Origin of the sequence: Streptomyces sp. NPDC057638 (assembly GCF_042800315.1) — a bacterium.
In the GTDB taxonomy this organism is placed as follows: Bacteria; Actinomycetota; Actinomycetes; order Streptomycetales; family Streptomycetaceae; genus Streptomyces.
Map to the genome: position 1 here is coordinate 1 of NZ_JBHVHF010000243.1, position 12,712 is coordinate 12,712.

Here is a 12,712-nt window from a genome sequence, read left to right on the forward strand (position 1 = left end):
GCGCACGCGGGCGCGGCCCCGGCACGGGGGGTGCCCTCAAGGGCTGTGGGCGGGTCCGGAAGTGATGGAGCGAGAAGGAAGAGGAGTTGTATGTCCGGTACACGTCCGCTGCACATGGGGGTCGCCCTCGACGGTCCGCCCCAACACGACCCCACCCACTTCGTCACCCTCGCCCGCCTCGCCGAACACGGCGCCCTGGACTTCGTCACCCTCGGCGACTCCTTCGCCCGCCCGGGTCTCGACGCGCTCGCCGTGCTCGCCCGGGTCGCGCCCGCGACCGAGCGGATCGGGCTGGTGCCGACGGTGACGACGACGCACACGGAACCGTTCCATGTCTCCACCGCCGTGGCCACGCTGGACTGGGTCAGCCAGGGCCGGGCGGGCTGGCGGGTGGAGGTGTCGTCGACGGAGGCGGAGGCCCGGCTCTTCGGCCGCCGCCCGGCGGCGTCCGGCGCGGAGCTGTGGCGGGAGGCGGCGGAGGTCGCCGATGTGGTGGCCCGGCTCTGGGACAGCTGGGAGGACGGCGCCGAGATCCGGGACGCGGCCACGGGCCGCTTCCTGGACCGGCGCAAGGTGCACCATGTCGACTTCGCCGGGTCGGGTTTCTCGGTCCGGGGGCCGTCGACCGTGCCCCGGCCGCCGCAGGGCAGGCCGGTGACGGTGGTCGATATCGCGGGCACGGGGGAGTGGGGCCGCAGGGCCGCCGCCCGGCACGCGGATGTGGTGCTGCTGCGGGCGGTCTCACCGGAGCAGGCGGCCTCGCTGCGGTCGGCGCTGCGGTCGGAGGCGGCCGCGTACGGCCGTGATCCGGCCGCGCTGCGGGTGCTGGTGAGCCTGGTCGTCGATCTGGGGGAGAGCGAGTCCGCGCCCGAGCCGGGACTGTCGGAGCGGCCGGGCCCGAGGGCCGGGCACTTCAGCGGAGGCCCGGTCGATCTCGCGGAGCTGCTGATCCGCTGGCACCGGGGCGGGGCGGTGGACGGTTTCCATCTCGCCCCGATCCGGCCGGGCCGCGATCTGGAGCGGATCGTCAACGGCACGGTCGCGCTGCTCCAGCACCGGGGCCTGTTCCGCACCTTCCATCCGGGTGGCACCTTGCGTGAGCACCTGGGTCTCGCCCGGCCCGCCAGCCGGTACGCCACCACGGGGAGCCGCTCATGACCGCGCCGAGGACCACGAGGACCGCCCGCGCCACGGCCCCGCACCGTAAGCGCGTCCATCTCGCCGCCCACTTCCCCGGCGTCAACAGCACCACCGTCTGGTCCGACCCGCACTCCGGCAGCCAGATCGACTTCTCCTCCTTCCACCATCTGGCCACGACCGCCGAGCGCGGGCTGTTCGACTTCTTCTTCCTCGCGGAGGGGCTGCGGCTGCGCGAGCGCGCGGGCCTGATCCACGATCTCGATGTCGCCGGGCGGCCGGAGTCCCTGACGGTCCTGTCGGCACTGGCCGCCGTCACGGACCGGATCGGTCTCGCGGCCACGGTCAGCGCCACCTTCAACGAGCCGTACGAACTGGCCCGGCGCCTCGCCACACTGGACCATCTCAGCGGGGGCCGCGCCGCCTGGAACGTGGTCACCACCTCCGACGCCTTCACCGGGGAGAACTTCCGGCGCGGCGGCTTCCTCGACCACGCCGACCGCTACTCCAGGGCAACGGAGTTCGTGCGGGTGGCGCGCTCCCTGTGGGACTCCTGGATCCCCGGCGGCCCACCGCGCCGCCTCGCGCACCACGGCGCCCACTTCACGGTCGAGGGCGAGTTCACGGTGGACCGCTCGCCCCAGGGGCACCCCGTGGTGATCCAGGCCGGGGACTCCGAGGAGGGCCGGGAGTTCGCCGCCGCCTCCGCCGACGTGGTCTTCTCCCGGCACTCCACCCTGGAGACGGGCCGTGCCTTCCACGCCGATCTGCACCGGCGGCTGGCGGCGTACGGCCGCGGGTCCGACGAGCTGAGGATCATGCCGGGGGTGACCGTCGTCCTCGGGGACACCCACGCCGAGGCCCAGGAGCGTGCCGCCGCCCTGCGCCGCCAGCAGGTCTCGCCGGAGACCGCGCTCCTGACGCTGGAGCAGATCTGGGGCCGCGATCTCTCCTCGTACGATCCGGACGGGCCGCTGCCGGAGATCGATCCCGATCCCGGCGCCACCCTCAGCCAGGGGCGGGTCCGGGTCGGCGACCCGCGCGCCGTCGCCGACCGCTGGCGGGCGCTGGCGCGGGAGAAGGGGCTCTCCATCCGGGAGACCGTGATCGAGACGACCGCGCGCCAGAGTTTCGTCGGTACCGCGCGGGGTGTCGCCGAGGCGATGGACGCCTTCGTCCAGGCGGACGCGGCCGACGGGTTCATCCTGATCCCGCAGCTCACTCCGGGCGGGCTCGACGAGGTGGTCGACCAGGTGGTGCCGCTGCTCCAGGAGCGCGGCGCGTTCCGTACCGCGTACGAGGGCACCACGCTCCGCTCCCATCTCGGGCTCGCCGAGCCGGTGTGGAAGGGTTGAGACATGAGTACGGACACACAGCGCGCGGACGGCTCCCCCGAGCAGGCGTGGCAGGAGTGGCATGAGCAGCGGCTCGCCACCATCGCCGCGCCCCACGGGCCGCTCTCGCTCACCGGTACGCACTGGCTCGACGACCACCCGGACGGACAGCTTCCGGGGCTTCCGGGGCATTGGGCCGCCGAGGGTGACGAGGTGGTGCTCACGGCCGCCGACGACGAGACGCGGCTCACGGCCACGGACGGCGGCGAGGTGCGGCTCACCGTCGACGGCGACCCCGTCAGCGGCACGGTCAGGCTCGGCGCCGACCACGGTCCCATCCCGCGCTCGCGCGTCGCGTACGGCGACCGGAGGCTGGTCGTCCTGCGCCGCGAGGGGGCGTGGGCGGTGCGCGACTTCGACCCCGCCGCGCCCGCGCGCCGGGCGTTCACGGGCATCGAGAGCGACCCGTACGATCCGCGCTGGACGCTGCCGGGCCGGTTCGAGGCGTATCCGGAGAGCCGGAACATCCAGGTGGCCAACGTCGACGGGCGGGAGCGCGGGCTCGGTCTCTCGGGCCGGATCGTCTTCACCGTCGACGGTCAGGAGCACACCCTGGAGGTGGTGGTCGAGTCCGATGGCTCCCTCTGGGCCGTCTTCGCGGACACCACCAGCGGAAGCACAAGCTACCGCTTCCGGTTCCTGCGCCCGGAGCCACCGGCGGCCGATGGCGCGGTCACGGTCGACTTCAACCGCGCCCTGCTCCCGCCGTGCGCCTTCGCCGACCACTTCATCTGTCCCTTCCCGCCGCCCGGGAACACCCTGACCGTGCCGGTCACGGCCGGGGAGCGCGCGGTCCGCCCGCACTGACCCGGCGGCGGGGACGTACGGCTGCGGACGGGCGGTCCCGCCCCAGCCCGGCTGGTGTCCCGGGTGAGCCGCGCTGGTGGCCCACGCCGGGGGCCGAAAGGCCCCCTTGCGCGCCTTATTGACGGCCCGAATACTCCCGAGCAGGGATTCCGCTCGGGAGGAACGGGCACGTGAGGACCGACAGACCGGCACGGCGGGTGGGGACCGGGCGCGCTCCGGCCACCAGGGCGGCGGCAGGGACCGGACGCCGGGTGGCGAGGCGGCTCGGCCCGTCCGCGTCAGGGGCGGGGGAGTCCCCGCCCCCCGCGCCCGCCGCCGCCCGCACACCCCGCCCGGTGACCGCGTCCGGGACCGCCGCCGCCTCCGAGTCCCAGATCGCGTCCGTAACCGCGACCGAGACCGCGTCCGCCTCCGGGACCGCGTCCGCGAGGACTGGTGGCGGAACCTGTGGTTCCGCGACCGGGGGGCCGGGCGCCCGGCGCACCCCGACCCGAACGGTCTGGGCGGTCATGGCGCGCTCCCTGGCCCCCGTCGCGGTGGCGCTGCGCCACCCCCGCCTCGCCGCCGCCCTCTGTCTGGTGACGGTCTTCTCCGCGCCGGTGATGCCCGTCGCCGACGCCGAACAGACCCGGAGCTACGGCACGTCCGAGCTGGCCGCCGCGAGCGAGGCCGTCCGCGCCGCCGACGTACCCGGCACCGCCTGGCATGTCGACACCTCCAGCCGGACCCTGGTCGTCACCGTCGACGGCACCGTCTCGCCGTCCCAGCTCTCCCGGGTACGGAAGGCCGCCGGGCCCCACGCCGGGGCGATCCATGTGGAGCACACCCCCGGCGTGCTGACCAAACTCCTCGCCGGGGGCGACCCCGTGCACGCCATCGGCTGGCGCTGCTCGGCCGGGTTCAACGTCCGGGGCGGCTCCGCCTACTACCTTCTGACGGCCGGTCACTGCACCCAGTCCACCACCACCTGGTACACGGACGCCGCCCGCAAGAACCCCATCGGGCCGACGGTCCGCTCCAGCTTCCCCGGCGACGACTTCGGGCTCGTCCGCTACGCCAACGCGGACATACCCCGGCCCGGCGGCGTCGGCACCGTGGACATCACCGGCGTGGCCGCCGCCAGCGTCGGGATGCCGGTGACCCGCCGGGGCGCCGCGACCGGGGTGCGCAGCGGCCGGGTCACCGGGCTGAACGTGACCGTCAACTACGGCCACGGCGATGTCGTCCACGGCCTGATCAGGGCCAATGTCTGCGCCGAGTCCGGCGACAGCGGCGGCCCCCTCTACTCCGGCAGCCGCGCCGTAGGCTTGACCTCCGGCGGTACGGGGAACTGCGCCCACGGCGGCACCACCTTCTTCCAGCCGGTGGGTGAGGCGCTGAGCGCCTACGGGGTGCGGGTCTACTGAGGACGATCGGGGGAACGGGTGCGTAACGGGGGCCGGGTACTGCGCGTCGGGGTGACCGGGCACCGCCATCTGCCCGCCGAGGTCTATCCCCATATCAGCGCCGGGATCCGGGACGCGCTGAACGGCCACGGCGGCGGGCTTGAGGCGTTCTCCTGTCTCGCGGTCGGCGCCGATCAGCTCTTCGCCGACATCGCGCTGGACTGCGGGGCGGAACTGACGGCGGTCATCCCGAGCGGCGACTACACCGACGACTTCACCGAGCCCGGTGAGCTGGCGGGGTTCCTGCGGCTACGGAGGCGGGCGACGCGCGAGGTACGGATGGGGTACGCGCGCTCCAGCGGGGAGGCGTACTACGCCGCCGGGGCCTATATCGCGGACCGGTGCGACCGGCTGGTGGCCGTGTGGGACGGGGAGCCCGCGCGAGGGGTCGGGGGAACGGCGGACATCGTGCGCTACGCCCGCCAGCTGGGCAAGCCCGTCACGATCCTGTGGCAGTCCGGTCTGATCCGCCCGTGAGCCGCTCCCGCCCGCCTCATGCCCGATGGCGGGCCAGCCAGTCCGTGTGCTGAGGGGACACGATCCGCTCGGTCTCATAGACGGCCGAGGGCCACTGCGCCTCCGTCACCGTGCTCTCCATCGCCCGGTGCATCGCCGCCAGATCCTCCTCCACCAGCGAATGCGCCGCGATCAGCGGCTGGTGCCGCCGGATCTCGCCCCAGGTCAGCGAGCCCGCGGCGGCCGCGGCCAGGGGCCCGGCCAGCGCCGCGCCTCCGGTGACGGAGAGCGTGTGCAGCAGGGAGAGCACCAGCGCCAGCAGGGTCAGCAGTCCGATCGCCAGGGACCAGATCCGGGTGGCCCTGCGGGAGTGTTCGGCGCTGCGGTGGTACCAGTTGCGCTGTTCGATCAGCCGGTCCCTGATGTAGGTCTCGCGGCGCACGGGGAGCGGCTGTGACCTCAGCCGCCGCATCGCCGGGGTGATCAGCTCGCCGCGCGCGAGGGCGGTCTCCTGGGCGCGGGGGTCCTGCCAGCCGACCTTGACCAGCTCGCGCAGGCCCTCCTCCAGCCGGGCGGTGAACAGCTCATCGCTCCCGTCGGCCCGCTCGGACCGGCCGTCGAAGGGCGCGCCGTGCACCGCGTAGCGCCAGCACAGCGACTTGATGAACTCCGCGGCCGAGCGGTTGAGCCGCCACTGGGAGGCGGCCCGCAGCCGTGCGGCGCGGTATCCCGTCAGCAGGACCCCGGCGAAGGCGAGGACTCCGATCGCGCCCGCCAGATGGAGTTCGCCCAGCCGCCAGTCGCCGGGCAGGGCGGCCGCGGCCGCGCCCGCCACCAGGAGCAGCAGCTGGAACCGGGTGGCCGCGATGGCCTCCCGCTGGCGGGTGATGGCCGCCGTGTCCGCCCGGTGGAAGAGCGGGGGCAGGTCGGAGCCCCGGAAGACGAGGCCGGTGGTGTGTCGTGGTTCGGGAATGGCTGTCATCTCTGCCCCCTGTGTACGCGGCGCCGCACCGCCACCCCCACCACCGGAATATCCACTTCCGAATGCATTGCCCAGGTGTCGTGGGGCAATTCCCGAAACGCGTGTGCTCATTGCGTACGAGGGTGTGGCCGGATGGAGTCGCCCTGAGCGTAAAGTCGCGCCCTCGGACATCGCAATGGTGCGTCGCCCGCGCCTGCGCCGGTCGTTCCCTGTCCGGCGGGTGCCGGACTCGGTACGGTGATCTCCGTCGCGTCCCGCTTCTTTCCCGGACCTATCCAAGGCCCGAACTCGTTCGGAAACAGGTCACAAATCGGTCGGAATCCGGTCGGAATCCGGTCGGAATCCGGTCGTAAATCAGTCGCGGTCCGGTTGCCATCCGGGCGGAGAGCACAGGGAAGCCGGGCGGAGATCAGACGGAAACCGGCCGTCATCTCGTCGGAACTCGGACGTTTCCGAGGCGGACCCTGGTCCCCTCCAGGGCGCCCCGGCCGGATCCGAGCCGGATACGGAACCGGAGCGCCGTCCTGGGGGCACCCCGAGGGCCGCTCCCCGCCGCGCCGACACGCCGTGCGCCGAGCTGGACGCCCCCGAAGCGGAGCCGTACCACCGGAGCGTGCCACCCCCCGTTCCCGCGCCGGAGCGGGGCCGCACCACCGCTGAGCTGGTATTCCGGAGAGCCCGGGAACCGTTCCCCGTACGGCATTCGTCCAGACCATTGACGGCCTGGGGAACGGCCACTATTTCCTCGCTCCGCATCCGGGGCCAAAGCCGGTCGGCAGTCGTATTGTTGGGGAATTCCGCGGCCCGCCGGGGGGTGGGGAATGAAAGGATCAAGAACGGGCCGCCGTCCGTGCCCGACGCCGGGCCGGTATGGATCTCATCAGGGAAATCGCCGGAATCGCAGCAATCGCCGGAATCGCAGCAATCGCAGGAATCACAGGAATCACGGTCCTGGAGAGGGCGTCGCACGCCCGCGCGGGCGCTCCCGGACGGAACGACGGCCGCTCAGGAAGCCCGCGCGCCGACCGGGGAGCGGGAATCGGGGCCGCCGGGAAAGGGACCCACCGGTCCCTCGGCGAAGACGTCGCCCGGACGGTGTGGGGGACAGGGCGAGAACGTCGCCCGGACCGCACGGCGTACCGGGCGCGAGGCGGGCGTTGACAAGACGGGGGTCGAGTGTCGGATTACGCGCGACGTACGGCGGACCACCGGCCGTACTTCTTCCTCAGCTATGCGCACACCCCGAGGTACGGGGCGGGGGGCCCGGACCCGGACATGTGGGTGGAGCGCCTCTTCCGGGACCTCTGCGGCCATGTGATGGCCATGACGGACCTCCCGGCCGGGTCCCCGGCGGGTTTCATGGACCGGGAGATCCGCTCCGGTGAGGGCTGGTCGGAGCGGCTGGGCGATGTCCTGGCGACCTGCCGGGTGTTCGTACCGCTCTTCTCACCGCGGTTCTTCGCCAGCGAGATGTGCGGCAAGGAGTGGTACGCCTTCGCCCAGCGGGCCATCTACCACCACGCCAAGTCCAACGAGCCCGCCGAGGCCATCGTCCCCGCGCTGTGGGTGCCGATGCCGCCCGAGCAGCTGCCGGGGCCCGCGGAGCGGCTCCAGTTCAACCACCGGGCCTTCGGCGACCGCTATGTCACCGACGGCCTCTACGGGCTGATCAAGCTCCGCGTCTTCGCCGAGGAGTACGAGGCGGCCGTGTACGAGCTGGCGAAACGGATCGTCAGCGTCGCCGACACCACCCAGATCCCGCCCGGCAGCCCGGTCGACTACCGGCACGCGCCCAGCGCCTTCGGCCGGCCGTCCGGAACCCGCTCGATGCAGCTCACCATCGCCGCGCCCACCCAGCACGACCTCCCGGAGGGGCGCGCCCCCGCCTACTACGGCGGGCGCTCCCAGGACTGGAATCCCTACCATCCCGACACCGCGCGGCCCGTCGCCCTGGTCGCCCAGGACCTGGTCCGCTCCCTCAACTACCAGCCCACGGTCGCCTCCTTCGACCTGGAACCGCCACCCGAACCGGGCCAGCCGCCCACCCGGCCCGAGATCCTCCTCATCGACCGGTGGGCACTGGAGGACGACGGCCGCTGCGCCAAGCTCGCCGCCCTCGACGCCGAGAAGCGGCCCTGGGTCAGCGTCGTCGTCCCCTGGAACCGGGAGGATCCGCAGAGCCGTCTCTCGGAGGCCGAGCTGATCGAGAAGCTGGAGCGGACCATGCCGCACCAGATGAGCCAGGGCCGCCCCGCCTGCCGGGCGGCCGCCCGGGGGGTGCTCAGCATGGAGCACTTCGGTCAGCTCCTGCCGGAGGTCGTCGAGTCGGCGGCCGCCGAGTTCCTCAGATACGCCGAGGTCTTCGCGCCCCCGGTACTCACCGGAGCCGCCGCCGACCTTCCCGCCAGGCCCTGGCTGGAGGGTCCGATGGCCGAACACGGCACCCACCGCCACGCACCGACCACGCGTGGCACGGCCCCCGATGCGGAGGACACGGATGACAGCCGATCGTGACGGACGCGTCGTCACCTTCTACTCGTACAAGGGCGGCACCGGGCGGACGATGGCGCTGGCGAACACCGCCTGGATCCTGGCCTCCAACGGGCTGCGGGTGCTGGCGCTCGACTGGGACCTGGAGGCGCCGGGGCTGCACCGCTTCTTCCACCCCTTCCTCGATCCCGCCACCCTCGGCGCCACGACCGGGGTGATCGACATGATCACCGAGTACGCGTGGGCCGCGGTCGACCCCGATCTGCGCCGCGGCGAGGACTGGCACCTGGACTACGCCCGGGTCCAGCCGCACGCGGTCTCCCTCACCCCCGAGGTCTTCGGCTGGGAGTTCCCCGACGGCGGCACCCTGGACTTCGTCTCGGCGGGCCGCCAGAACCGCGAGTACTCCGCCACGGTCTCCACCTTCGACTGGGACAACTTCTACGACCGGCTCGGCGGCGGCGCGTTCTTCGACGCCCTGCGCGCCGACATGAAGGCCAACTACGACTACGCGCTGATCGACAGCCGTACCGGACTGAGCGATATCGCCGACATCTGCACCGTCCACCTCCCGGACATCCTGGTGGACTGTTTCACCCTCAGTGACCAGTCCATCGACGGCGCCGCCTCCGTCGCCCGTCAGATCGCCGAGCGCTACGCGGGCCGGAACATCAAGATCTATCCGGTGCCGATGCGGATCGACGAGGGCGAGAAGGAGAAGGCCGACACCGGACGGGCGCTGGCCCGGGTGAAGTTCGACCGCTTCCCCAGCGGCCTCACCGGCGCCGAACTGACCTCGTACTGGGGCGGGGTGGAGATCCCCTACCGCCCCTACTACGCCTACGAGGAGACCCTGGCCACCTTCGGCGACGAGGCCGGGCTCACCAACTCCCTGCTCTCCGCCTTCGAACGGCTCACCGCCGTCGTCACCGAGCAGCGCATCACCTCCATGCCCCCGGTCGCCGAGGAGACCCGGGTCCGCTTCCGGGACGCCTTCACCCGGCGCAGGCCCGCCCTCCCCGCCGATGTCACCCTCAGCTATGTCGCCGAGAACCGGATGTGGGCGGACTGGATCGAGTCCCTGCTCACCCGGGCGGGCTTCCGCGTCGTCCCCCGGGATGTCTCGGCCCACCACGATCTGAGCGACACCGGCGGCTTCATGGTGGAGAACACCCCGCACACCCTGGTGCTGCTCTCCGGGGCCTATCTCAAGTCCCCCCGGGCGGTCGCCTTCTGGCAGTGGGCCGCCGACGAGCCCCCGGGCGGCGCCCGCCATGAACTGCTGCCGGTCCGGGTGGGCGATGTCCGCCTCACCACGCCGTATATCGACCGCAATCCGGTCGACCTCTTCCGGCTGGACGAGGTGCAGGCCGCCACCACCCTGCTGCGCGCCCTGGGCCTGCCGGCCGAACTGCCCGACAGCACCGCGCCAGGACCCCGCTTCCCCGGCACTGTCAGCAAGATCCAGAACACCGTCCCCCCGCGCAACCCCGCCTTCACCGGCCGCTCCGAGCTGCTGGAACGCCTGCGGGACCAGCTCGGCGGCGGTATGCAGCTGACCGGCGCGCCACCGCGGCCGCAGATCCTCCAGGGCCCCGGCGGGGTCGGCAAGACCCAGATCGCCATCGAGTATGTGCACCGCTTCATGGCCGACTACGACCTGGTCTGGTGGATCCCCTCCGAACAGCCCGATGACGTGGTCGCCGCCCTCGCCGAGCTGGGGGTGCGGCTGGGCGCCCCGGACGGCGACGATATGACCGCCTCCTCCCGTGAGGCCATCGACCTGCTGCGGCGCGGTGTCCCCTCGGCCCGCTGGCTGCTGGTCTTCGACGACGCCGACGACCCCGGGCGGATCAGCCAGTTCTTCCCCGCCCAGGGTCCGGGCCACATCCTGGTGACCTCACGGAACCAGGGCTGGGCCCAGAACGGGGACGCGCTGCCCGTCCAGGTCTTCTTCCGCCAGGAGTCCATCGAGCACCTCCAGCGCAAGGCTCTCGGGATCAACACCGACGACGCCGACCAGGTCGCCACCGCCGTCGGTGATCTGCCGCTCGCCGTCGAACAGGCCGCCGCCTGGATCGCGGAGACCGCCAACCCGGTCACCGAGTACCTGGACCGGCTGCGGGAGCAGACGGGCGGCTCCCCGGCGACCGGGCCGGTGGTCCCCGCGACCGGCCTCCCGGCCGCCGGACACCCCGAACCGGTCACCGCCACCTGGAACATCTCCATCGAACAGCTCCGGGAGCGCTCGCCCGCCGCCGTACGGCTGCTCCAGCTCTGCGCCTTCTTCGCCGCGGAGCCGATCTCCACCAACCTCCTCTACAGCAAGGAGATGATCGACGCGCTCAAGCCGTACGACCCCTCGCTCCAGGAGAAACTCGTCCTCGGCCGGGTGATCCGCGAGATCGGCCGGTTCGCCCTGGCCAAGGTGGACCAGATCTCCAACAGCATCCAGGTCCACCGGCTGGTCCAGGAGGTCATCCGGGAGCAGATGACCGAGGAGGAGCGCCGGGAGGCACGCCACGCCGTCCACCGGGTGCTCGCGGGTGCCCGCCCCGACGACGACGAGCCCATCGACAACCACGAGACCTGGCCGCGGTTCGCCGCGATCTGGCCCCATCTGGCCCCGTCCGAGGCGTACGCCTGCGATGACGCGGAGACCCGCAGGCTCCTCATCGACCGGGTCCGCTATCTGTGGAAGCGCGGGGACCTCAACAACGCGGAGTGGCTCGCCCGCCATCTGCGCACCACCTGGCGCGCGATGCTCGGCAACGAGAACCTCCAGTACCTCTACCTCTGCTTCCACCTCGCCAACATCTACCGCACCCAGGGCCGTTACGCGCAGGCCAGGGAACTCGACGAGATCACCCTGGAACGCCAGCGCCGGGTGCTGGGCCCCACCCATCCGCACACGTATATGACCATCAGCGGCCTCGCCACCGACCTCGCCACGCTCGGGCAGTACCACCGCGCCATCGACCTGGCGAAGGAGGCGTACGACGGCTTCATCCAGACCTTCCACGAGTCCCACCCCAGGACCCTGGCCGCCGCCAACAACCTGGCGCTGAGCTTCCGCCTGGTCGGCCGCCACTCCCTGGCCCGCGAGATCGACCAGGAGGTCTTCGACCGGCGTACGGAGGTGCTGGGCCCCACCCATCCGTACACGCTCTCCTCCGCCGCCTCCCTCGCCCGCGATCTGCGCGAGGTCGGCCGCTACGAGGACTCGGTCGCGCTGCTGAGCACGACCTACGAGCAGTACAAGGAACACCTCGGCAGAACCTTCTCCGGCACGCTCGCGACGGCCAAGAACCTGGCGGTCTCCCTGCGCCGGGCGGGCCGGCTGGACGACGCCAGACGGCTGACCACCGCCACCCGCAACCACTACCGCTCGCGGTACGCCACCGCGAACCCGGACTCGCTCGCCTGCGACCTCAACCTCGCCGCCGACCTGTTCGCGGCGGGGGAGCCCGCGGCCGCCTCCGACCTGGCCCGGGAGGTGGTCGCCCAGTACCGGGCGCTGCCGGGCGAGGACCATCCGTACACCCTGGCGGCCAAGAACAACCTGGGCATCTTCCTCTGGGGCAGCGGCTCCGTCGAGGAGGCCGCGAAGCTGCTGCGGACCGTGACCGCGACCATGTTCCGGGTGCTGGGGGAGGAGCATCCCCACTTCCTCTTCAGCACGGTCAACCTGGCCAACGCGCTGGCCGACCTCGGTTCCGTGGAGGAGGCCCGGGACCTGGAGGAACACGCGGTGGCGGCACTGCGCGAGGTGCTCGGACCGCACCATCCCGAGGTCCTGGCGGTGGTGTCCAACCTGACCATCACCTACGCCGCGCTCGGCCGGGCGGAGGAGGCCGCCCGCGTCCGGGGCGAGACGGTCAGCGAACTCGGCCGCCTCCTCGGCGAGGACCACGCCCTGACCCGGATGGCCCGCGAGGAACGCCGCGCCCACCGCGATCTGGAGCCGCTCTCGGTGTAAGGCGCCGCGCCCGGTGGTCGGT

At 72.5% G+C, this 12,712-nt stretch carries 8 protein-coding genes; 7 read left to right on the forward strand and 1 reads right to left on the reverse strand.

What is annotated here, in order from left to right; genetic code table 11:
* Positions 1-90 precede the first annotated feature (90 nt).
* The 5 genes from ACFVIM_RS26370 to ACFVIM_RS26390 all read left to right on the forward strand — a co-directional run bounded on the left by ACFVIM_RS26370 (position 91) and on the right by ACFVIM_RS26390 (position 5,260).
* Positions 91-1,158: an LLM class flavin-dependent oxidoreductase gene (locus tag ACFVIM_RS26370; protein WP_384306006.1), complete on the forward strand. Its 1,068-nt coding sequence runs from the start codon at positions 91-93 to the stop codon at positions 1,156-1,158.
* The gene (locus tag ACFVIM_RS26375; RefSeq protein ID WP_384306009.1) at positions 1,155-2,492 is read left to right on the forward strand and encodes an LLM class flavin-dependent oxidoreductase; all 1,338 of its coding nucleotides are present in this window, start codon (positions 1,155-1,157) and stop codon (positions 2,490-2,492) included. The genes ACFVIM_RS26370 and ACFVIM_RS26375 overlap by 4 nt, the downstream gene beginning before the upstream one ends.
* 3 nt (positions 2,493-2,495) lie before the next feature.
* Positions 2,496-3,338 carry a DUF1684 domain-containing protein gene (locus tag ACFVIM_RS26380; protein WP_384306012.1) on the forward strand — a complete coding sequence of 281 codons (843 nt, stop codon included), beginning with the start codon at positions 2,496-2,498 and terminating at the stop codon, positions 3,336-3,338.
* A gap of 509 nt (positions 3,339-3,847) precedes the next feature.
* A complete protein-coding gene (locus tag ACFVIM_RS26385; RefSeq protein ID WP_384306014.1) occupies positions 3,848-4,744 on the forward strand; it encodes a S1 family peptidase in 897 nt (298 codons plus the stop codon).
* An 18-nt stretch (positions 4,745-4,762) separates the two neighbouring features.
* Positions 4,763-5,260 (forward strand): hypothetical protein, encoded by a 498-nt coding sequence (locus tag ACFVIM_RS26390; RefSeq protein ID WP_384306017.1) that lies wholly within the window; start codon positions 4,763-4,765, stop codon positions 5,258-5,260.
* A 16-nt stretch (positions 5,261-5,276) separates the two neighbouring features.
* Here the strand turns inward: ACFVIM_RS26390 and ACFVIM_RS26395 are convergent, their stop codons facing one another.
* Positions 5,277-6,221, reverse strand: a complete 945-nt coding sequence (locus tag ACFVIM_RS26395) for a DUF4231 domain-containing protein (RefSeq protein WP_384306019.1) — start codon at positions 6,219-6,221, stop codon at positions 5,277-5,279.
* Positions 6,222-7,397: 1,176 nt separating this feature from the next.
* Here ACFVIM_RS26395 and ACFVIM_RS26400 point away from each other — a divergent pair.
* Together ACFVIM_RS26400 and fxsT are read left to right on the forward strand one after the other, a co-directional pair.
* Entirely contained in the window at positions 7,398-8,735 is a 1,338-nt protein-coding gene (locus tag ACFVIM_RS26400; RefSeq protein WP_384306021.1) for a TIR-like protein FxsC, read from the forward strand.
* Entirely contained in the window at positions 8,719-12,690 is a 3,972-nt protein-coding gene (gene fxsT, locus ACFVIM_RS26405; protein ID WP_384306024.1) for an FxSxx-COOH system tetratricopeptide repeat protein, read from the forward strand. Before ACFVIM_RS26400 ends, fxsT begins: the two co-directional genes overlap by 17 nt.
* Positions 12,691-12,712 lie beyond the last annotated feature (22 nt).